Source organism: Kribbella sp. CCNWLW201 (assembly GCF_037203805.1).
GTDB lineage: Bacteria > Actinomycetota > Actinomycetes > Propionibacteriales > Kribbellaceae > Kribbella.
Map to the genome: position 1 here is coordinate 547,235 of NZ_JBBCBQ010000003.1, position 19,496 is coordinate 566,730.

The 19,496-nt window shown below is 68.8% G+C and carries 25 protein-coding genes and 1 riboswitch; of the genes, 10 read left to right on the plus strand and 15 right to left on the minus strand.

Translation table 11 applies throughout. From position 1 onward, the window contains the following. Nucleotides 1-19: 19 nt before the first annotated feature. Nucleotides 20-109: riboswitch (glycine riboswitch) on the minus strand. A gap of 128 nt (nt 110-237) precedes the next feature. The 9 genes from V9K99_RS18000 to V9K99_RS18040 all read right to left on the minus strand — a co-directional run bounded on the left by V9K99_RS18000 (nt 238) and on the right by V9K99_RS18040 (nt 6,359). After that, nucleotides 238-852, minus strand: coding sequence for a MerR family transcriptional regulator (locus tag V9K99_RS18000; protein WP_442914690.1), 615 nt, complete (start codon nt 850-852; stop codon nt 238-240). Nucleotides 853-1,057: 205 nt separating this feature from the next. Beyond that, complete coding sequence (locus V9K99_RS18005) at nt 1,058-1,552, minus strand: bifunctional nuclease family protein (protein WP_336999696.1); 495 nt, start codon at nt 1,550-1,552, stop codon at nt 1,058-1,060. Between the two features lie 144 nt (nt 1,553-1,696). Continuing rightward, a complete protein-coding gene (gene ftsR / locus V9K99_RS18010; RefSeq protein ID WP_336999693.1) occupies nt 1,697-2,380 on the minus strand; it encodes a transcriptional regulator FtsR in 684 nt (227 codons plus the stop codon). After that, entirely contained in the window at nt 2,367-2,891 is a 525-nt protein-coding gene (locus V9K99_RS18015; RefSeq protein ID WP_336999691.1) for an FHA domain-containing protein, read from the minus strand. The genes ftsR and V9K99_RS18015 overlap by 14 nt, the downstream gene beginning before the upstream one ends. A 179-nt stretch (nt 2,892-3,070) precedes the next feature. Continuing rightward, the gene (gene gcvH / locus V9K99_RS18020) at nt 3,071-3,451 is read right to left on the minus strand and encodes a glycine cleavage system protein GcvH (protein ID WP_336999689.1); all 381 of its coding nucleotides are present in this window, start codon (nt 3,449-3,451) and stop codon (nt 3,071-3,073) included. A gap of 72 nt (nt 3,452-3,523) precedes the next feature. Next, nucleotides 3,524-4,567, minus strand: coding sequence for a DUF881 domain-containing protein (locus V9K99_RS18025; protein WP_336999687.1), 1,044 nt, complete (start codon nt 4,565-4,567; stop codon nt 3,524-3,526). A 1-nt stretch (nt 4,568) separates the two neighbouring features. Beyond that, complete coding sequence (locus V9K99_RS18030) at nt 4,569-4,901, minus strand: small basic family protein (protein WP_132211858.1); 333 nt, start codon at nt 4,899-4,901, stop codon at nt 4,569-4,571. Next, the gene (locus V9K99_RS18035; RefSeq protein ID WP_336999682.1) at nt 4,898-5,683 is read right to left on the minus strand and encodes a DUF881 domain-containing protein; all 786 of its coding nucleotides are present in this window, start codon (nt 5,681-5,683) and stop codon (nt 4,898-4,900) included. Before V9K99_RS18035 ends, V9K99_RS18030 begins: the two co-directional genes overlap by 4 nt. 79 nt (nt 5,684-5,762) lie before the next feature. After that, nucleotides 5,763-6,359 (minus strand): CDP-alcohol phosphatidyltransferase family protein, encoded by a 597-nt coding sequence (locus V9K99_RS18040; protein WP_336999680.1) that lies wholly within the window; start codon nt 6,357-6,359, stop codon nt 5,763-5,765. Between the two features lie 219 nt (nt 6,360-6,578). Between V9K99_RS18040 and V9K99_RS18045 the strand changes: the two genes are divergently transcribed. Together V9K99_RS18045 and V9K99_RS18050 are read left to right on the plus strand one after the other, a co-directional pair. After that, on the plus strand, nt 6,579-6,947 hold the full coding sequence (locus V9K99_RS18045; protein WP_336999678.1) for a YciI family protein: 369 nt from the start codon (nt 6,579-6,581) through the stop codon (nt 6,945-6,947). Beyond that, a complete protein-coding gene (locus V9K99_RS18050) occupies nt 6,947-8,125 on the plus strand; it encodes an RNA polymerase sigma factor (protein ID WP_336999676.1) in 1,179 nt (392 codons plus the stop codon). Before V9K99_RS18045 ends, V9K99_RS18050 begins: the two co-directional genes overlap by 1 nt. On the opposite strand, the gene V9K99_RS18055 is transcribed toward V9K99_RS18050, so the two are convergent. Continuing rightward, on the minus strand, nt 8,122-8,490 hold the full coding sequence (locus V9K99_RS18055) for a VOC family protein (RefSeq protein ID WP_336999673.1): 369 nt from the start codon (nt 8,488-8,490) through the stop codon (nt 8,122-8,124). The genes V9K99_RS18050 and V9K99_RS18055 overlap by 4 nt on opposite strands. Nucleotides 8,491-8,522: 32 nt before the next feature. Here V9K99_RS18055 and V9K99_RS18060 point away from each other — a divergent pair, with 32 nt between their 5' ends. The 4 genes from V9K99_RS18060 to V9K99_RS18075 all read left to right on the plus strand — a co-directional run bounded on the left by V9K99_RS18060 (nt 8,523) and on the right by V9K99_RS18075 (nt 11,507). Further along, complete coding sequence (locus V9K99_RS18060) at nt 8,523-9,425, plus strand: alpha/beta hydrolase (protein WP_336999671.1); 903 nt, start codon at nt 8,523-8,525, stop codon at nt 9,423-9,425. Nucleotides 9,426-9,456: 31 nt separating this feature from the next. Then, nucleotides 9,457-10,065 (plus strand): GNAT family N-acetyltransferase, encoded by a 609-nt coding sequence (locus tag V9K99_RS18065; protein ID WP_336999669.1) that lies wholly within the window; start codon nt 9,457-9,459, stop codon nt 10,063-10,065. Nucleotides 10,066-10,143: 78 nt separating this feature from the next. Further along, nucleotides 10,144-10,641, plus strand: coding sequence for a SigE family RNA polymerase sigma factor (locus V9K99_RS18070; RefSeq protein ID WP_336999667.1), 498 nt, complete (start codon nt 10,144-10,146; stop codon nt 10,639-10,641). Further along, nucleotides 10,638-11,507 carry a PASTA domain-containing protein gene (locus V9K99_RS18075; RefSeq protein WP_336999665.1) on the plus strand — a complete coding sequence of 290 codons (870 nt, stop codon included), beginning with the start codon at nt 10,638-10,640 and terminating at the stop codon, nt 11,505-11,507. Before V9K99_RS18070 ends, V9K99_RS18075 begins: the two co-directional genes overlap by 4 nt. A 6-nt stretch (nt 11,508-11,513) precedes the next feature. Here the strand turns inward: V9K99_RS18075 and V9K99_RS18080 are convergent, their stop codons facing one another. Continuing rightward, a complete protein-coding gene (locus V9K99_RS18080; RefSeq protein WP_336999663.1) occupies nt 11,514-12,302 on the minus strand; it encodes a DinB family protein in 789 nt (262 codons plus the stop codon). A gap of 100 nt (nt 12,303-12,402) precedes the next feature. Here V9K99_RS18080 and V9K99_RS18085 point away from each other — a divergent pair, with 100 nt between their 5' ends. Continuing rightward, nucleotides 12,403-12,981 carry a hypothetical protein gene (locus tag V9K99_RS18085; protein ID WP_336999661.1) on the plus strand — a complete coding sequence of 193 codons (579 nt, stop codon included), beginning with the start codon at nt 12,403-12,405 and terminating at the stop codon, nt 12,979-12,981. A gap of 1 nt (nt 12,982) precedes the next feature. On the opposite strand, the gene V9K99_RS18090 is transcribed toward V9K99_RS18085, so the two are convergent. The 3 genes from V9K99_RS18090 to V9K99_RS18100 all read right to left on the minus strand — a co-directional run bounded on the left by V9K99_RS18090 (nt 12,983) and on the right by V9K99_RS18100 (nt 16,860). Further along, nucleotides 12,983-13,705, minus strand: a complete 723-nt coding sequence (locus V9K99_RS18090) for an SDR family oxidoreductase (RefSeq protein WP_336999659.1) — start codon at nt 13,703-13,705, stop codon at nt 12,983-12,985. Between the two features lie 210 nt (nt 13,706-13,915). Further along, nucleotides 13,916-15,709 (minus strand): DNA polymerase Y family protein, encoded by a 1,794-nt coding sequence (locus V9K99_RS18095; protein WP_336999657.1) that lies wholly within the window; start codon nt 15,707-15,709, stop codon nt 13,916-13,918. Further along, the gene (locus tag V9K99_RS18100; RefSeq protein ID WP_336999655.1) at nt 15,709-16,860 is read right to left on the minus strand and encodes a hypothetical protein; all 1,152 of its coding nucleotides are present in this window, start codon (nt 16,858-16,860) and stop codon (nt 15,709-15,711) included. The genes V9K99_RS18095 and V9K99_RS18100 overlap by 1 nt, the downstream gene beginning before the upstream one ends. A gap of 75 nt (nt 16,861-16,935) precedes the next feature. Here V9K99_RS18100 and V9K99_RS18105 point away from each other — a divergent pair, with 75 nt between their 5' ends. Genes V9K99_RS18105 through V9K99_RS18115 form a run of 3 tightly spaced genes read left to right on the plus strand, consistent with a single transcriptional unit; the run spans nt 16,936 to nt 18,696 of the window. Further along, on the plus strand, nt 16,936-17,475 hold the full coding sequence (locus V9K99_RS18105; protein ID WP_336999653.1) for a hypothetical protein: 540 nt from the start codon (nt 16,936-16,938) through the stop codon (nt 17,473-17,475). A gap of 21 nt (nt 17,476-17,496) precedes the next feature. After that, a complete protein-coding gene (locus V9K99_RS18110) occupies nt 17,497-17,961 on the plus strand; it encodes a PPOX class F420-dependent oxidoreductase (RefSeq protein WP_336999652.1) in 465 nt (154 codons plus the stop codon). After that, the gene (locus V9K99_RS18115; protein ID WP_336999650.1) at nt 17,962-18,696 is read left to right on the plus strand and encodes a PIG-L family deacetylase; all 735 of its coding nucleotides are present in this window, start codon (nt 17,962-17,964) and stop codon (nt 18,694-18,696) included. Here V9K99_RS18115 and V9K99_RS18120 read toward each other — a convergent pair. Then, nucleotides 18,659-19,351 (minus strand): GntR family transcriptional regulator, encoded by a 693-nt coding sequence (locus V9K99_RS18120; protein WP_336999648.1) that lies wholly within the window; start codon nt 19,349-19,351, stop codon nt 18,659-18,661. The genes V9K99_RS18115 and V9K99_RS18120 overlap by 38 nt on opposite strands. Nucleotides 19,352-19,496: the final 145 nt, after the last annotated feature.

The following is a 19,496-nucleotide window of genomic DNA, read 5'->3' on the forward strand; positions in this document are numbered from 1 at the left end:
GCGCACGCTCCAGAGTCGCCTGTGGCACTCGGTCCATGGGCCTGAGAGGTTCCGGGGAGGAATTGCCCCTTCGGCGCCCGGTCAAACGGGTCTCTCCCGAGTGCTGTGTACGGCTGTCCCGAGGCTACCAGGAATCCTCGAACAGTTCGGGCAGCAGGCTCGGGGGCAGCAACAAAGTCGCCCACACACCGCGCACTGATTCGGCGGTGAGTGGGCGCACAGTGTGATGCGTGGGTGTCAGCCGGTCATCCGGGCGCGACGGCGCGCGGCGAGCTCGTCGTTCGCGTGGTGGTCGCCGTCGTCGTGACCGTCGGCGCGCTCGGTGGGGAGCTCGGACAGGGAGCCCTCGACCTCGCGCCAGACGCCGCCGAGAGCGATGCCGAACACGCCCTGGCCGCCGGCCAGCAGGTCGATCACCTCGTCCGGCGAGGTGCACATGTAGACCGAGGCGCCGTCGCTCATCAAGGTGATCTGGGTCAGGTCGTCGATGCCGCGCTTGCTCAGATGAGCGATCGCGGTCCGGATCTGCTGCAGCGAGATCCCGGCGTCGAGCAGCCGCTTGATCACTTTCAGCAACAGAACATCGCGGAAGCCGTACAACCGTTGCGTCCCCGACCCGGTCGCCGGGCGGACGGACGGGGAGACCAGGCCGGTCCGGGCCCAGTAGTCGAGCTGACGGTAGGTGATCCCGGCCGCGGCACATGCCGTCGGACCGCGGAACCCGACGTCCTCCGGCATCGGCCGCAGGTCGTCGTCGAAAAGCAGGCCCTGGACGCCGGCGGTAGCGGCCGCCTCGGCGTGCGCTTCGGACGTCGACTGCGCCGTCAGATCCGTGTCGCCGGTGCGTGTCACGCCTGAGCCTCCCTGGGTACCGACTGGAACGGGTCACATCCGTGGAGTGACAACACCCCACAACTCCTTCAAGGTAAGCCGCCGATCAGGGAGGGTCAACGATCACAGCCCTCACCCGAGAGCGTGTCGCAATCCCGACCTCAATCGTTACCTGCCGTGCCTTGTACCAGACCGTTCAAATCTGCCCGGGCGCGAGGTCCGGGCGTCAGCTCTTGTCGAAGTCTTCCGGAGTCACCTGGTCGAGGAACTCGCGGAACCGCTCGACCTCTTCTTCCTCCTCCACCTCGTCGGTTTCGGCCGTCTCGCTGTCCGGGACCGGGATGCCGGCCTCGGCCAGGATCTCCTCGGTGCAGAACACCGGGGTCCCGGTGCGCAGCGCCAGCGCGATCGAGTCCGACGGCCGCGCGGAGATCTCGGTCTTGTCGTCGAACACCAGGATCGCCTCGAACACCCCGTTGGTCAGGTTCACGATCCGGACCTGGCTGAGCGTGTGCCCGAGCACGCGGATGGTCTCGGCGAACAGGTCGTGTGTCAGCGGCCTGGGCGGCTCCATCCCCTGCTGGGCGAAAGCGATCGCACTCGCCTCGGCCGCGCCGATCCAGATCGGCAGATACCGCTCGCCGCCGACCTCCCGGAGCAGCACGATCGGCTGACTCGAGGGCATCTCAACCCGGACTCCGACCACGTCGACTTCGCGCACCCCTTCAGCCTACTCCGCAGGCCGGCCCCGGGCAGGCCCGCGGGTGCGCCCCACCTCATGGTTGCCCCCTCAGATCGGGGGTTGCCCACTCAGAATCCGAGGGGGCAACCCCCGACCCGGGGGGTTATCCCTTCGGATCGGGGGTTAGCGAGGTAGGCGGGAGCGGACCAGGGCGGCGTGCAGGCGGACGGCGAGGGCGGCGAGTTCCTCGGTCTGTTCGGTACGGCGGGGGCCGGTGACCTGCTCGATCAGGCCGGCCTCGCGGTCGGCCGCCGTACGGAAGGGGCGCAGGTGGCGTGGCTCGATGCCGTACCGGGCGAACTCGCCGGCCAGCTTCGCGACCAGCAGCGCGTCCCCGTCGTAGTGGTTGCCACGGGCCACCACCAGCCCGTGGTTCTCCACCTGGTCGAGCAACTCGGCCGGGATGTCCGCCGCGGCCCGCAGCTCGTCCCGGGTCAGCTCGAGCCGGGTGCCGTAGGCACCGAAGTCCTCGGCGACCGGCAGACCGGGTGGCTCCGGCAACGAACTCGGGGCCACCGGCGGGCCGCCGGCCGACGGGCGCAGGCCGCGGTCCATCGCGGCCAGGTGTTCCTTGATGATCTTCAGCGGCAGGTACTGGTCACGTTGCGCGGTCAGCACGTACCGCAGCCGCTCGACGTCGGCGGCACTGAACTTGCGGTAGCCCGACGCGGTCCGGGCCGGCGCCACCAGTCCCTCGGCCTCGAGGAACCGGATCTTGGAGATGGTGACGTCGGTGAACTCGGCCTGCAGGAGCTGCAGCACCTCGCCGATGCCGCGGCCTTCGACGGAGGGCTCAGGCTTGGCCACTGGCGTAGTACACGAGGCGGTACTTGCCGATCTGGACCTCGTCGCCGTTGCTCAGCTGGACCTCGTCGATCCGGTCGCGGTTCACGTAGGTGCCGTTCAGGCTGCCCACGTCGCGCACCTTGACGCCGTACGCGTCCCGGCGGAACTCCGCGTGCCGGCGGGACACGGTCACGTCGTCGAGGAAGATGTCGCTGTCCGGGTGGCGACCGGCGGTGACCACGTCGACGTCGAGCAGGAACCGGCTGCCCGCGTTCGGGCCGCGCTGGACGATCAGCAGGGCGGATCCGGCCGGCAGTGCGCCGACCGCGGCCTCGTCGTCGGCCGAGAGCGGCTCACCGGTGCGCTCCGGCTCCGGCTCGACGCCGATCGGGGTGAGCATCGCGGTGTCGGTGACACCGGGCGTCGCCGGGGTCGCCGCCGGGCGGTCCGCGCCAGGGAGCATCGCTCCGCACTGCGAGCAGAACCGGCTGCCCTCGGAGTTCTCGTGCCCGCACTGGTTGCAGAACGGCATGCTGTGATCCTCCCGATCGCCGGCGGTCCGGCGACGTTTTTGATAGACCCCGTGTGAACAAGTGTGGACTCAGAACCGCAGACCTCAACCCTCTACCAGCGGTTGAGGTCCGGCCAACCTATCAGTTGCGGCCAACCCGGTTACGGTCGGTGCCGCAGGCCCGGCAGGCCCGGTGCGGGTCAGCTCTGGTCGAGCTGGCCCTGGTAGGTCTCGGCGTCCATCAGCGCCTCGACCTCCTCGGCGTCCTCGACGTCGATGTCGAGCAGCCAGCCCTCGCCGTACGGGTCGGTGTTGACCAGGTCCGGCTGGTCGGCGAGCGACTCGTTCACCGCGGTCACGGTGCCGTTCACCGGCGCGAACAGGTCGCTCACGCTCTTGGTCGACTCCAGTTCGCCGCAGGCGTCGCCGGCCCGCACTTTGCTGCCGACCTCGGGCAGTTGCACGTACACGATGTCGCCGAGCGCGTCCTGCGCGAAGTCGGTGATGCCGACCCGCACCGGGCCGTCGCCGGCCTTCACCCACTCGTGCTCGGCCGTGTACTTCAGGTCTTCGGGGTACACCTTCGTCCTCTTTCGCTCAAAGCACAGCTAGTTGGTCGGGGCACAGCTTGTGTTACTCGGGTCTGGCTGGGGTTACTTGGTCGGGCTGGGCGCCGGGCGAGCGTAACGATGCTCCTCGGGCGCGTGCAAGGCGGTGATCTGGACCTGCTCGAGCTCGTTCACCTCGGCGGTTCCACCCACCTGAGGGCCGGTCACCTCGCTGACCAGGCCGCCGGGGAAGTTGGCCGCCTCGGCCAGGTTGTGCGACTCCCCGATCGCCTCGATCACGTACGGCGAGTTGAGCTTCTGACCGTCGATCCGGATCCCGGGGGCGTCGTCGACGAAGTCGGTACTGGCCACCACCCGGACCGAACCGTTGACCTGGATCGCCTCGGCACCGGCGTCGCGCAGCTCCTCGATCGCGTCCAGCAGGTTGCTCGACGTCATCTTGCTCTCCGGGTCGTTCAGCGTGATCCGCACCCCCGGTCCCTGCGCGGGCAGGGTGCCGGCCAGGATGCCGAGCACCCGGACCTGCGCCTCGGCCTGCTCGCGGGCGGTCTGTGCCTTGTCCGCGCTGGACGACAGCGAGTTCTTCCGCTCCTCCAGCTCGGTGATCTCGCTCTCCAGCCGGCGGGTGTTCTGGCCGAGGCCGTCGAGGATCGCGATCAGGTCCTCGCGGCGGGCGTTCTGGTAGCCGTCGTCGGCCCGGTTGACCCGGACCTGGACGACCGCCATACAGGCGACCAGTGCGAGTACGACGGCCACGATCGCCTGGCCGCGGGACGGTTTGAACCCGGCCTTGAGCCGGCGCAGCGCCAGGTTCGGCGACCGCGTCTTCTTCGGCTGCGGCATCGGCGTCGGCTCGGCCGGAAGCTGCGCCTCGACCCGCTCCGCCCCGGCCGCCGCCGGCGTCGCGGCCGGCTTGGGCTCAGGCGTCGCGGCCGGCTTCGACCCCGGCGTCGCGGCCGGCTTGGCGTCGGGCGTCTCGGCCGGCTCGGGGGCGCGTGACGCGGCCGGTTTCGGGTCAGGTGTCGCGGCCGGTTTCGGGTCAGGTGTCGCGGCCGGTTTCGGGCCGGGTGACGCGGTCGGCTCGGGGCCGGGCGTCGTACCGGGGTCGTCGGGTTTGTCGTCGCTCATGTCAGGCCCTGAAGACGTGCCGGCGGATGGCGGCCATGTTGGTGAAGATCCGGATGCCCAGGACGACGACGACGCCGGTGGACAGCTGGGAGCCGACGCCGAGCTGGTCGCCCAGGTAGACGATCAGCGCCGCAATCAGCACGTTGGAGATGAACGAGACGACGAACACCTTGTCGTCGAAGATCCCGTCCAGGAACGCGCGCAACGCCCCGAACACCGCGTCCAGCGCCGCCACCACCGCGATCGGCAGGTACGGCTGGGCCCACTCCGGCACGTCGGGTGCGACCAGCAGGCCGATCACGACACCGATCACCAGTCCGAGTACGGCGATCATCTTGGACCGACCTTTGCGTAACGCAACGCGATGGTCGCATCGGCGGGCACCAGCAAGGATTCCTCCGTCGTGATCGTCATCCGGACACCGAAGTTGCTGACCAGGTACTGCACCCACTGACCGCCCGAGCTCTGTGCGAACCGGGCCGGCATCGTCGCGGTGTCCCCGATCGCGTGCACCGTGTACGGCGGCGTGAGCGAGCTGTAGTCGACCGTGATCGCACTGCCGGCGCCGCGGATCGCGGTCATCGAGGTGAGCCGGTGGCCGTTCACCGAGATCGCCTCCGCGCCGGCCGTCCACAGGCCGTTGACCAGCTGCTGCAGGTCGACGTCGAGCAGGCGCCCTTCCTTGTCGGCGTCCTTCGCGTCGTCGACCACGGCCTTGATCCCGGGTCCGGTGACGGCGATGGCGCCGGTCTGCAGTTCCAGGGCGTCCAACTGCTGCTGCAGCGCGGCACCCGAGCTGGTGTTGCTCAGTCCGCTGGCCTGCAAGCGCCGTACCTCGTCTGCTAGTTGGGTCTGCTGGGTGCGCATGGTGCTCAGCCGGGTGTCGGCCTGGTTGATGCGGGTGATCAGCTCTTTGCGCTGCTTCTCCGCCTCGGGTGCGCTGCGATAGTTCTGCGAGGCCGCGACGGCGAGCAGGAAGCCGAGCACGAGGGTCGCCGCCACCAGCATCACCCGGTGCCGCCTGCGGGCCGGCTTGTCCTGCTTCGGCCGCGTCCGGGCGGCGACGGCGTACCCCTCGTCGAGCGGGTGGGCCATCAGGTTGTTCAGCAGCGACATCGACGCGTCGACACGGCGCGGCTTGGGTGGGCCTTCCGTCGAGGGCCCAGACTTCGGGGGCGCAGACTGAGTCACGGGTCTACCCGGCCGGGTCGTTGATCGGTTTCACCGTCTGGACGAGGTGGCGCAACTGGGCGAAGTAGAGGGCGCCGGCCCAGTAGTACAGCCCGGTCCCCCAGATCGCGAACGCCCAGCCGAACACCCGCGCGAGCAGGTTGAGAGTGCTGTCGCCGTCACCGAGCAGGAGCAGCGGGAACGCGTACAGCAGGCAGAAGGTGGCCGACTTGCCGAGGAAGTGCACCGGCAGCGCGTTGAAGCCGCGGCGGTGCAGCGCGGGCAGCGTGAAGGTCAGCAGCAGGTCGCGCAACGGCAGCGCGATCGCGAGCCACCAGGGGATGATGTCGCGCAACGCCAGGCCGAGCACGGTGGCGAAGATGTAGAGCCGGTCCGCGACCGGGTCGAGCATCTGGCCGAGCCGGGTGGTCTGGTTCATCCGGCGGGCGATCTGGCCGTCGGCCCAGTCGGTGAACCCGGAGATGGCCAGCACCAGGATCGCCCAGCCGTCCTCCTGCGGACCGAGAATCAGCCACAGGAAGAGCGGCACCCCCAGCAACCGGAGGAAGCTGAGCGCGTTCGGGATTGTCAGTACCCGGTCGGACACTTCCAAGTCCGGCACGCGACCCCTCCCTCTCTCACCCTGGATACCCGACCGCAACTGTACTTGGGGCTGCCGACAGGTTTACGCCCGGCCACACCGGGGCATGCCCCGGTCTTCCCCTGATACCAGAACGCCCCTGGCCGGTTCCCGCTATGCCCGCGATGAACCGGTGACCCGATCGATATCCAAGGGTGATCCTTGAGCTGCTTTACGCTGACCAGAACGGGAGGAGTGCTGGTGAAGTTCCTGGTACTGATCTACGGCAATCCGGAGTCCCGCAAGGTCTGGGACTCGCTGAGCGAGGAGCAGAAGCGGGAGGGGATGGCCGGCTACACGGCGCTGCACGAGGCCCTGGCCGCCCGGGGCGAGCTGGTCGCGTCGGAGTCGCTCGACGATCCGGAGGCAACCAAGCAGGTGCGGATCCGGGACGGCCGGGTGCTGACGACCGACGGGCCGTTCGCCGAGGTGAAGGAGCAGCTGGCCGGGTTCTACCTGCTCGACTGCGAGAGCATGGAGCGCGCGGTCGAGATCGTTCCGCAGATCCCGGAGGCGCCGTTCAGCATCGTCGAGATCCGTCCGGTCCGGGACCTCGGTGCGCTGATGTGATGGTCGAGGAGCTGCTCCGCGAGCTCGCTCCGCAGGTGCTCGGTCCGCTGGTCCGGCGGTACGGCGATTTCGACGCGTGCGAGGACGCCGTACAGGAGGCTCTGCTGGCGGCGGCGCAGCAGTGGCCGGCGGACGGCGTACCGGACAATCCGCGCAGCTGGCTGATCACGGTCGCGTCGCGGCGGCGGATCGAGGTACTGCGGAGTGAGGCGGCCCGGGTACGGCGGGAGTCGGCGGTCGCCGCTGAGCCTGCGCCGGAGCCGTCGTCGGTCGACGATTCGCTGACCTTGCTGATGCTGTGCTGTCATCCGGCGCTGACGCCGCAGTCACAGGTCGCGCTGACCCTGCGGGCGGTCGGCGGGCTGACCACCGGTGAGATCGCCCGGGCGTTTCTGGTGCCGGAGGCAACGATCGGGCAGCGGATCAGCCGGGCGAAGGCGAAGCTGCACGGTGCCCGCTTCGCGATGCCGCCGGACGCGGAGCTGCCGTCGCGGCTGGCCGCGGTTCTGCATGTGCTGTATCTGATCTTCAACGAGGGGTACACCGCGTCGTCGGGTTCGTCACTGCATCGGGTCGAGCTGAGCGCAGAGGCGATCCGGTTGACCCGGCAGTTGCGCGCGCAGTTGCCGGCCGACGGCGAGGTCGCCGGGCTGCTGGCCTTGATGCTGCTCACGGACGCGCGACGGCCCGCTCGTACGACGGCCGACGGCGCGCTGGTGCCGTTACCCGAGCAGGACCGGTCGTTGTGGGATGCCGAGGCGATTGCCGAGGGCACCGAGTTGATCGCGGCGACGTTGCGCACGGCACCGATCGGGCCGTATCAGTTGCAGGCCGCGATCGCCGCCGTACACGATGAGGCCGGGCAGGCCGAGGACACCGACTGGCGGCAGATCCTGATGCTGTACGAACTCCTCGAGTCGACTGCGCCCGGGCCGATGGTCACCCTCAACCGCATCGTCGCCGTCGCCATGGTCCACGGACCCGCACGCGGTCTAGCTCTCCTCGACGACATCGATCCGGCGTTGAAGGACCATCACCGGCTGGCCGCCGTACGTGCCCATCTTCTGGAGCTTTCCGGCGACCTCGACGCCGCCCGCGCTGCCTACCAGCAGGCCGCTCGCCGCACCGACAGCATCCCCGAACAGCGCTACCTACAGTCCCGCGCCGACGCTCTCTAGCCTTCCCAGGTGGTTGCGTTGGCGGCGAAGTACTCCGGGGTGCTGTGCACCGGGATGACGCACAGGAGGTGGCCGCCTGGTGCCCGGAGGGTGTGACAGCCCTGCCAGCTCGACTCCTCGACCGCACCGAGCCCGACCAGCCGCGCGACCTCGGCGTCGACGTCGTCGGTCTCGATGTCCAGGTGGTAGCGCGGCTCGTCGTCCACCGACTGCACTGCTGTCGCGTATCCCGGCACCGCGTCGTGGAGCGTGGTGAACTGCGGCTCCCCCGGCGGCGTGGACGTCTTCACGCCCAGCGCACTCGCCCAGAATCCGACCGCGTTGTCGACCTCGTCCCGCCGTACGTCAATCAGAAATGTGGACACTCGACTCCTGTGCATGCCCCTACGCTAACCCGGTGGAAATTGCTGAGACCGAGTACGACGCCCTGTCCGACCGCGTCACGTCCTTGTACGAGCAGGGTGCTTACGAGGAGGCCCTCGCCGTACTGGACCAAAGTGACGACTCCCTCCTCCCCTGGCTGGCCGAACTGACTCACACTCGCGCCTGCCTCCTCGCCGTACTCGGTCAGCCGGACCAGGCCCTGGCCGCGCTCCAGTCCGCCGCCACCACTGGTGCCTGGTGGGACGACACCCTGCTCACCGAGGACGACGACCTGGCCAGCCTGCAGAGCCTTCCGGGCTTCGCCGACCTCCTGGACTCCTCTCGCGCGGGCCGTGCAGCTTCACGTTCAGAGACTGCGGAGCCTGTCCTTCAACTGCCGACCGGTGAGGTGCGGGGCGTGGTGGTCGCTCTCCATGGAGCCGGGCAGCGGGCTACGCATGCAGCACGCGACTGGGCGAGTGTGACGTCGCTCGGGTACGCGCTGCTCTGTGTGGAGTCGTCTCAACTCATGTCACCTAGGTACCGGACCTGGCCCGACCCAGAGCGGTCTCGTGACGACGTCGCCCGGGCACTCACTCACCTACCAACAGAACTGCGGTCCGTGCCTCTCATCGCCGCAGGCTTCTCCGCAGGTGGTCGGGTCGCCCTCGACTGGGCTCTCACCGCCCAACCCCGGTCCGTTGCCGGTGTCGTCGTACTGGCTCCGGCACTGCGCCAACTGCCGGCAGAGGCACACGGTGTACTGCAGCCGGCGGTCGTGTTGATGGGGACCGACGACGATCTGCGAGAGGTCGTGGAGGAGGCCGGTGAGCAATTGCGCGGGTTCGGGGTGTCGGTGGAGTGGTTGCCGGGTGTGGCACACGGGTTCCCGGCGGACTTCGCTGATCGGCTCTCGGAGGTGCTGTTCCGGAAGTAGAGCGTCCGGAATCAGGGCTAACCTGCCGATCATGAGACCGATCGAGGCGGAGCAGTTGACCGCCGTACCCGCGAACGAGGCGTCCTGGGCGGACCTCCAGGCGATCTTCGGGACCGCCGACGCGGGGCAGTGCCAATGCCAGCGGTTCAAGATCCGCGGCTGGATCTGGCGCGACTCCACCCTGGAGGAACGCACCGCGATGCTCCAGGACCAGACCGCCTGCGGCGACCCCGGCGCGCCGACGACGAGCGGCTTGGTCGGGTACGTCGACGGCGAACCAGCCGGCTGGGTCGCGGTCGAGCCACGGACGGCGTACCCGAAACTCCGCACCTCCCGCATCCCGTGGACGGACCGATCCGAGGACAAGGACGACGACGGCGTCTGGTCGGTCACCTGCATGGTCGTACGCAAGGGCTTTCGCGGCCGCGGCCTCACCTATCTGCTCGCCCGCGCCACCATCGACCACGCCCGCACCCGCGGCGCCCGCGCCCTCGAGGCCTACCCGATGGTCACCCAAGCAGGCAAACAGATCACCTGGGGCGAACTCCACGTAGGCCCCCACCAAGCCTTCGAAGAAGCCGGCTTCCAACAGCTCACCCGCCCCACCGTCCGCCGCACCGTCATGCGCATCGACTTCTAGCAGCTGCGAGCTTCGTTGGAACCTCGGCCTGGGGTCGGCGTGTCTTTAGGGTGAGGGCATCGGGGAGAGCGGGTGGGCATGAGTAGGGATGACTTCAGTGAGTATGTGGCGGCGCGGTGGCCCGGGCTGGTGCGGTCCGCTGTGCTCTTGGGGTGCACGCATGCCGAGGCTGAGGACCTCGTCCAGACCACCCTGGAACGGTGTCTGATCAAGTGGGCCAAGGTGCGGGCGGCCGATGATCGCGACGCCTACGTTCATCGGGTTCTGATCAACATCTTCCTCTCCGGACGGCGCCGCCGCTGGACGGGTGAGAAGCCGACGGCGACTCTGCCCGAACACTCCGGCCTCGATCCGACCACCGGCATCGACGACACCGACGCCGTCATGCGTGCCCTCGACCGACTACCCAGCGACCAACGCACCGCGGTGGTCCTGCGGTACTACGCCCACCTGAGCGAACAGCAGATGGCCGCCGTGCTCGACGTCGCCGCCGGCACCGTGAAGAGCCGTCTGTCCAGAGCCGTGAAGGCCCTCGCCCAGGACCCGAACTTGGCAGAACTGCGGGGAACACGATGATCGAATCCAAGCTGACCGAATTGCTCGAACGCGCCGGAGACCAGACCGATGTCGGGCCGCCGCCGATCGACGCGATGTACGCCCGTGTTGCTCGCGTACGTCGGCGTCGCACCGTGGCGCTTTCCATCGCCGCCTCGGTCGCCGTCGTGGCTGCGGCCGGCGGAACCGCTCTGCTCGTCCGACCCGGCACGGGTTCCGAGGACACTCCCCCACCGGTCGCGTCCACCAGTCCAGGCGTCGTACCTGCAGATGTCCGTCTGGTCGGCGTGGGTCACGCGGCGATCGCCGTACCCAAGGAATGGGCCACGAACAAGGAGCACTGTGGGACGCCGCAGGCCGACACGGTCATTTACGACCTTGGCGCCCGTCTCCTTTGCCTGATGCCGCGGCCCAGCGGCGTCGAGAGTGTGGAGCTGGCGAGTGGTAAGCCCGCGATCTTCGATTTCCGCGCCGACGAGACCTTCGAGATCGACGGCGTACCGGCCGAACGTCAACGCACGAGCTGCACCACCGGGCCGCTCGACCAGGTCGAAGTCTGTTCCGGCACGGTGTTCATTCCGTCCCTCGATGCATCGTTCCGGGCGCAGTCGTCCACGAGCGCCGACGAGGTCGACCGCCTCCTCGAACAGATCACGATCGTCTCGGACCGCGTCGGCGTACCGGCGTTCCGCACCATCGGAGAGGACGGCCGGGCCCCCACCAGCGCGAAGTACATCGCTGCACTCCGCAAGCTGGGTCTGACCCCCAAGGTTCAAACCATCAAGTCGCCCGGCTACGACCCGGACTACATCATGGCCGTCTCCCCCGTGCCCGGCACAATGCTTCCCGTGGGAGCCACCGTCACCCTCACCGTCGTCGCCCCCTGAGGACTGTCAGCGGGACTCCAGGGTGGTGAGGTCGCGAGCGGCGAAGCGGTAGTGCTCGCATTCCTCTTCCATCAGTACTCCGAGGCATTCGCCAACCGGGCGTTCTCCCTCTGGGTATCCGGGGGCGGGCGACCGCAGGCAGGGGCGGCCGAGTTCGGCATCGGTCAGGGCGTCGAGGACGCTGTGCACGACCGCTACCCGGTCTGCGCGTGCTGCGAGGACCTCGTCGTACGACGGCTTGGCGTCGAGGTCCATGCCCAGCGCCGCGGCATCCGCGGGAGCGTAAGCGGTCTGCGGTAGGGCGAGTGGGTGGAACGGTCGCTCCTGGTCGAGGATCGTGCGGCTCACCCAGGAGTCGGTGATGAAGACGAGGTGGCGCACCGTCTCGACGAAGGACCACTCGTCGGCGACCCGCTCGTGGCGGGCGGGCTCGGGCAGCCGCTCGGCGCGGGCGGTCAGCTCCGACCACAGCCGTTCGGTCGTGGCCCACATCGCCCGGAAATCATCGGCGTTCTGGATGTTCCGCAACTGCACCCGCTCCGGATGGCGGCGGTCGAGCTCGGCGTCGACGTACTCGGTGACGTCGATCCCGTTCACGACCAGGTTGCTGACGTATCCCGAGATGTCGACGTCGATCAGGCATCCGTCGACGATCTTGGCCCCGGTCAGGTCGCAGTCGACGAACCGCGTGCCGCGCAGGTCCGCCACCATGAACGTCGATCCGCGAAAGCTGTCATTCGCACCGTGATACCCGGCCGACCATCGATGCGGCCCGTACTGCGCTGGTTCCTCCATCGCGCCATTCTCACCCCCAGCACCGACAATTCGGGGGATCGCTGCCCCGTTGGGCAGGATGGGGTGCGTGCGGATGGCTCGGGAAGGTTCAGAGGCCGAAATGATTGCCGGCTTTCTCGCCGGCGAGCTGGACTCGGAACGGTTCGGGCCGGAGCTTGCGCGGGTCCTGACCAGACACGGTCACCCGGCGACGCTTCTCACTGAACCCAACCTGTCCGGGGCCTCGGAGAACGAGGCAAGACGTCGGATTCTGGGCGACTTCCGGGGCTATGGCCAGGATCGAGAGCTGTTTGAGGGCTTTCCCAGCGATGTCAGGTGGCAGCACGTACTGCTGTCACCATCCGAGCTGCTCGGCGTGCGCTACATCGACTACAGCTACTGGAACGCGCTGAGTGGCGGCACTCGTCGGCCGACCAACGCCGTACCGTTCATCCTCGGCGGCGGCCTGGTCTTCGGTCACATGCCGACCGACCAGTTCCTCGCTGCCGCCGAAGCCTTCCGGAACGGGCTCCGCTGGCAACCGATCATCTGTGTACGAGCGAGCGAAGGCCAACCGCTCGTCGTACTCGAGGGCCACCTGAGGCTCACCGCGATGGCGTTGGCAGCCGAGTCGCTTCCGCCGGAGACCTCCGTGCTCCTGGGCACATCACAAGCGATCTCCGACTGGCCCTGCTACTGATCTACCAGGGGATCGGGCCGTTCTCGTCGAAGAAGCCGCCGGAGGGGCCGTCAGCGGGGAGAGTCGCGTACCGGACGACGACGGCAGCGCCGTGTTCCACCGGCCGGTCGGCGCCAGGTGACATGTCGGTCCTGGTGTAGCCGGGGTTGACCGCGTTGACCTTGATCGGCGTCTCCCGCAGCTCACTCGCGAACGCGACAGTCACCGCGTTCACCGCCGACTTCGACGTGTTGTACGCCAGACCGTTCCACTCCGGTCGCCAATCCGGTCGGCTGGTCACCGCCAGCGAGCCAGCCCCGGACGACAGGTTCACGATCCGTCCGGCCTCAGCTCTGCGCAGCAACGGGAGCGCCGCCTGCGTCACGGCGACCAGGCCGAACACATTGGTCTCATAGGTCCGTCTGAGGACGTCCACAGCCACCTGGCTCGGCGGGCCGTCGGGCTGGGCGATGGCGGCGTTGTTGACGAGTACGTCGAGCCGTCCGTACTGCTGGTCGATCTGGTGGATCGCGGTGGCGACGCTGTCCGGGTTGCTGACATCCAGGACGACGTACGACGCCTCTACACCCTCGGACTGGAGTTTCTCTGCCGCTACCCGGCCGCGCCCGTCGTTGCGCGACCCGATCACCACCCGGTGATTCAGTTGAGCCAACTGCCGGGCCACCTCGAAACCGATGCCCTTGTTGCCGCCGGTCACCAGCACGGCCTTCCCGCTGTCTGTCATATCGTCCTCGGCAGAAGTCTTGGTCCGCGTCCGGAGGTCGGCGCGGGAGGACACCATTCTCACCATCGAATGCAACGGAGTTTTGCCGCGACGGAGATTGCGCCGGTCGCCGGCTGGCCGAGGTACCCGAGCTCACCGCGGTCTTCGTCGCGAACGACCGGGGTCGCGAGCATGGTGAGCTCGTTCCGCGACGGCGGGCCCCGTGGGTGGTTAGTCGTAGGTGGCTTCGGCTTGCCAGGTGGTTTGGTGGAGGGTGAAGAGCCAGGCGCGGGTGTCGGCGGTGGTGAATTGGAAGCAGGCACGACGGGATTCGGTGCGAGGGTCCCACCAGCGTTCGTCGACCAGCCAAGGGCCGGCCCAGGCAGTGATGAGGTAGAGGTCGTTGCCATCAGCAACTCGAGTCCCCGCGCCGGGGCCCAGACCGTTGCCCGTGTTGACGCCGGAGCCGAAGCCAGAACCGTGGTCGGAGCCAGAGTCGGGACCGTAGCCCGGGCTGAGGCCGTAGCCCGGGCTGAAGCCGTAGCCAGAGCCGGGACCGGGACCGGAGCCAGGGCTGAGGTTGGGGCCGGAGCCGGAGGTAGGGCTGTGGTCCGGGGCGGGACCTGGGTTGGGGGTGGGGGTTAGGCGGAAGGTGGTGGGGGTGGCGGAGAGGGTGCCTCGGGCGGTTACGGAGACTTGGGTGCCGTCTTCGGCGAGGACTTGGGCGGGTAGGGGTTCGGGGAAGATGGTGGTTGGTGCGAGGGTGGGCCAGCGGGTTGGGTCGGCGGAAGTGATCGCGCCTGGCCACGGTTGATCCGCCGGATGGGCCGGCACCGGGGGGTCGCCCCACGGGATCAGGGTCTGCCGTTCGGCGGACCCGCGACCGCCGCCGATCACCACCGACGCGACGGCACCGTGACCGAGCATGCTCTGGACCCGCGAGAGTGCCCGGTGGATCCGCTCGTCCGGCCCGCCTCCCCACAGTCCGTCGACATGCGCGCCGACCGGGTCGACCTGTTCGGGTATGAGCCGGAGCCGTACGACGGGTGACGTCAGCTCGCTGGTCGCCGTACCGCTCCCCTGCAATTGCCAGCGGACCCGATCCACCAGGTCGGCCGCGGTGAACCAGCGTGGATGCAACCACTCCCGCTCGTGGATCCGGCCGGACTCGGTGCCGGCCTCGACCCGCAGCGTCGTACACACCAGGCCGAGCTCGGTCAGCCGGGCGATCAGTTCGTCGGCGACCGACCGGACCGCGAAGGCGACCTGGTCGACCCGGTCCACGGCCGGCTCGAAGTCGAGCGTGCGGACGAGCTCCGGCGGGACCTCGCGGCCGACCACCGGGCGATCGTCGTACCCGCAGGCGAGCCGGTGGGCGAAGGCGCCGTCAGGGCCGAACCGGGTCAGCACCTCGGTGGGAGACAACCGCGCGAACGCACCCAGCGATCGCAGCCCGAGCCGGCGGAGCAGATCGGCGAGGGTCGGCTGCTCGAGCGTGTCGACACTGAACGGCGCCAGGAACTCCGCGGACTCCCCCGGCGGGACGACCAGGATCCGCGTCTGGGCCGAACTCGACCGGGCCGCCTGCTCGGCCGCGAACGGACCGTCGGCGATGCCCACCCGGCTCCCCGGTACGTCGAACGTCTCGAGCCGGTCGAGAAGCTTCTCCGCCGCCGCGGACTCACTGCCGTAGAACCGGGTCGGCCCGCGTGCCTTCAACGCGCACATCCCCGGACGGATCATCTGGACACCGGGAATGAGTGCCTCCAGGCAGCCGATCACCGGGTCGAACGCGCGGGCGTCGAGCACCGGGTCGTATTTCAGTACGACGAGCTCCGGGCAGCGCGACTGCGCGTCCCGGGCACGCAGACCGCGGCGCACCCCTCCGGCCCGGGCCGCGGCGGAGGTGGCGAGCACCTTGCCCTTCTCCAGGATGGCGATGGGCTCGTCCGGAGAGCGTCCGGTCGCCACCACCGGCCAGTCGGGCACCCAGATCACCATCGTGCGTGTCAGTCCACGACCCATCAGCCCACCGCCTCGTCCTGCCAGCGAGGAGCTCCCTCACCGAGCGGATCAACGGAGCCGAGCGGATCGACCGAGCGAAGTGGATCAGCCGATTCGACCGAGCGGACGGTGCCGTCGGGCCCGGGGAGCCAGAGCTGATGCTTCCGTTGGCGTACGGCGGCGCGCCGGCCCGTCACCACGACCGTCGCCTGTCTGGCGGCGAGCATGCCTTCGCCGGACCCCAAGCCGGTCCAGATGTTGCTCTCCACCTCCAGACGCGCCTCGCTCCCCGGCCAGGAACCGACCGCGATCAGCACCGCACCCCGGGTCCGCAGGCGTGCGGCGAGCCGGGACGCCTCCCCCGGTGTCACCTCACCCGGCGGACGGACGACCACCACCGTCAGAGCGTCGACCAGCGCGGCGACGACGTTGAGCCAGTCGTGCTCCGGATCCGGCACCAGGACCAGGCGTTCGAGGTCCACGCCGAGTGATCTCGCCGCCTCCGCACCGAACGATGGCAGCCCGACCACCCCGCACCACGCACCCTCCGCGGACGGGCCGGCCATCATCGCCATCACCAACGCGGACGAACCACGCACGGAGTACGCCGACCCGCCTCGCAGCCCTGGTCCGGCCAGCAGCTCGGAGACCGCGGGGAGTGTGGGGAGCACCCGATCCACACTCGCGGTGTCCAACGCCTGCTGCAGCCGCACCTCGGTGGTCCGAGGCGCCGGCACCAGCCGTCTCAGCCCCACAGGCCCTGCTGTCACCACAGAGCCGAGCTCCCCCGAGTCAGCAGCAAGACCCAGGCGGGCGGGAACACCGGCAGAGCCGTCGTCAGCGGGATCGAGGTGGGCAGAGTCGGCGGCGTGGAGTGAGCCGAACCTGGTGGAAGCAGCTGTAGGGCTGCGGTGGGCGAAGCTGTCGGTAGAGCTGGGGTGGGTGGGGACGCGAGCAGAGCCGCCAGCAGTGTGGTCGAGGTCCTCGGTGGGCGTGGTGTGGTGGCGGGTGTCAGAGGCGTCCACGGTGGACTCTGGGGCGGAGAGGGCGGCTTCTTCCAGGTCGCGGAGGCGGGCGGCCTTCTGGGCCTTGGCCCGGGCGAGCAGCATCCGCGCCTGGTCCAGCGCCGTGACCCCTGGTCGCGCTCGATCTACTGCGGATCGCCCCGTCATGAATCCATGTTCGAACACCTGTTCGAACATGTCAATCCGGTCGTCCACAGTCACCGGAAGATCTAGAGTCACGGTATGCGACGGGTCGATCATCCGCGGCTGATCGCCGCGCTCCGGCAGGTCGAGGACAGTATCGACGAGGCCTGGCAGCACTTCTGTGCCGAGTCCGGGATCACAGCCGGTACGGCGGATGAACGCGAGCTGGCCGAGGTCGTCCTGCAGGACACCTCCGAGTTCGATTGGCGGGTCGTGGACGGCGCGCTCAAGCAGCTGACCTGTCCCGACTGCGGCTCCGGCCTCGGCGCCGGACCGACCGGCTGTGCGAGGTGCGACCAGGCCAACGGCTTCCGGTTCGCCGCCCGCGAGACCGACCGCCCTGGCGTACCACCGGGCAACGAGCACGCCATCCGCGTCTCCTCCGCCGTCGCCCGGACCAGGCACAGGTACTCGCCGCGAGCCCGCGCCGGCTACGAGCTCTGCCTCCCCGATCTGCTCGAAGGTGCGCTCCCCACGACCCCACAGGCACAACGTCTGAAGGCCCTCATCAACCAGCTCACCGACGACGAGCTGGAGCAGCTCCTCACCCCAGCCGACCTGCACCCCAAGACCGCCTGACGGACTGCATAGGGTGGAGTCATGCCGAGGACTATTGCCACCAACACCAAGGTCGGGGTCGACGAGCTGCTGGAGTTCGTGCGGCCGCGTCACCACATGCTGCTGATCACCACTCGTGCGGACGGTACGCCGCAGGCGTCGCCGGTGTCGGGTGGTGTCGATCCCGAGGGCCGCATCGTCATCTCGTCGTACCCGGAGCGGGCCAAGAGCACCAACGTGGAGCGGGACCCGCGGACCAGTGTCGTGGTGCTGTCGGACGACTGGAACGGACCGTGGGTGCAGGTGGACGGTAGTGGCGAGGTGATCCAGCTCCCGGATGCAGTGGAACCACTGGTGGACTACTACCGGTCGATCTCAGGCGAGCACCCGGACTGGGACGAGTACCGCGAGGCCATGCGTACGCAAGGCAAGTGCCTGATCCGCATCACCCCCGAGCGCTGGGGTCCGGTCGCGACAGGTGGTTTCCCGGCCCGACTGGCTGACTGAGTGCGCACTGCCCTCGTAGTACACGCGCACCCCGACGACGAGGTGTTCGCCACCGGTGCCGCTACCGCAGTGCTGAGTGATGCGGGGTGGCGCGTCGTACTGCGTGTTGCCACACGAGGGATCGGTGACGCAGCGGACAAGCTCCAAGCGTCCTGCGACTTGCTGGGCATCGACGAGTGGGACTGGCTGAGTACAAAGGACCGGTGGGTCGACGACGGTGGCCGAAGTGGACCGCGGACTCTGGCGAGTGCTGAGCTCGGTGAGGTCGCAGAGGCAGTCGAGAGGGCCATCAGCGAAGTCGAACCGCAGTTGGTGCTCACCGTCGGCAGAGATGGACTCACCGGGCACCCGGACCACATAGCCATCTCAAAAGCTGTGCAACTGCAGCCGTGTCACGCCTTGGGAGCAAGGCTCCGAGCGCAGGACGTGCAGGCAGGCCACCAACACGTCCAGCAGCTGCTACCCGGGGAGAAGGTGGGGTCCGGCCTCGTTGTCGGCTGCGACGACAGCACTGTGTTGCAGGAGATCTCCGGTGCATCCGCGATGAGGCGTCGCAAGGCTTTAGACCAGTACTACGACGGCCTGGGTACGACGGACATCCCCGAACTGGTCACGACGTACGGCAGACGTGGAGACTCGCTCCTGCTCCGGGCGATCTTCGACGAGAGTGGCTGGGACACCGATCGTTTCGAGGTGCTCAGCTCTTCTGGTAGCGACGCTCCATCGTTTCCGTGATGCGCTGCATCGCGCCCTCGAGGTGTTCGCGCAGTGCGGCTTCCGCACCGGCTTCGTCGTGGGCGACACAAGCGTCGAGGATCGCCTGGTGCTCCCGCCGGGTCTGCTCGATCCGCGCCTTGGTCTGGCGGGAGCCGAAGCGGTAGCGCTCGCTGTTCTGCCACACGGGTTCGATCGCGCGCGGCAGCCAGCGTGACCCGCCGGCCCGGTAGATGGCGAAGTGGAACTCGGTGTGCGCCTGCCGGGAGGCGATGTTGTCGCCGGCCTTCGAGAGCCGGACGTGCTCTGCCAACGCGGCCCTGGCAAGGGTGGCGTCCGAGTCGGAGAAGCGTGTAGCAGCGGCCCGTACGGCGAGGGACTCCAGCGCCAGCCGGGTCTGGTGGGTGTCGCGCAGGTCTTCCAACGACAGCTCGCGGACCCAGGCCCCCTTGTGCGGCACGATCTCGACCAGCCCGAGTGCCTGCATCCGCCGCAGCCCTTCGCGGATCGGCATCTGGCTCATGTCCAGCCGCTTGGCGAGTTCCTCGAGGCGGAGCGCCGTACCACTCGGAAGTTCACCGGACAGGATGAGTTCGTGCAGTTCGGCCGCAGCCTCCTCGGCGAGAGTGCGACGGCCGGTAGGTCCCCCGGGCGTGAGCTCGAGTCGTCGGGTCATAGGGTGCGGGCTGCCTCTCTCCTCCACTGCACAACTCTGGGAGGTAACCGTAGCGGGCAGTAGGTGAACTGGGGCGCTTCGACAACAGATTGCCTAGCGGATACTTGTGCGGCCCTGATTGGTCTAGTCCGGCACCCCAGAACGG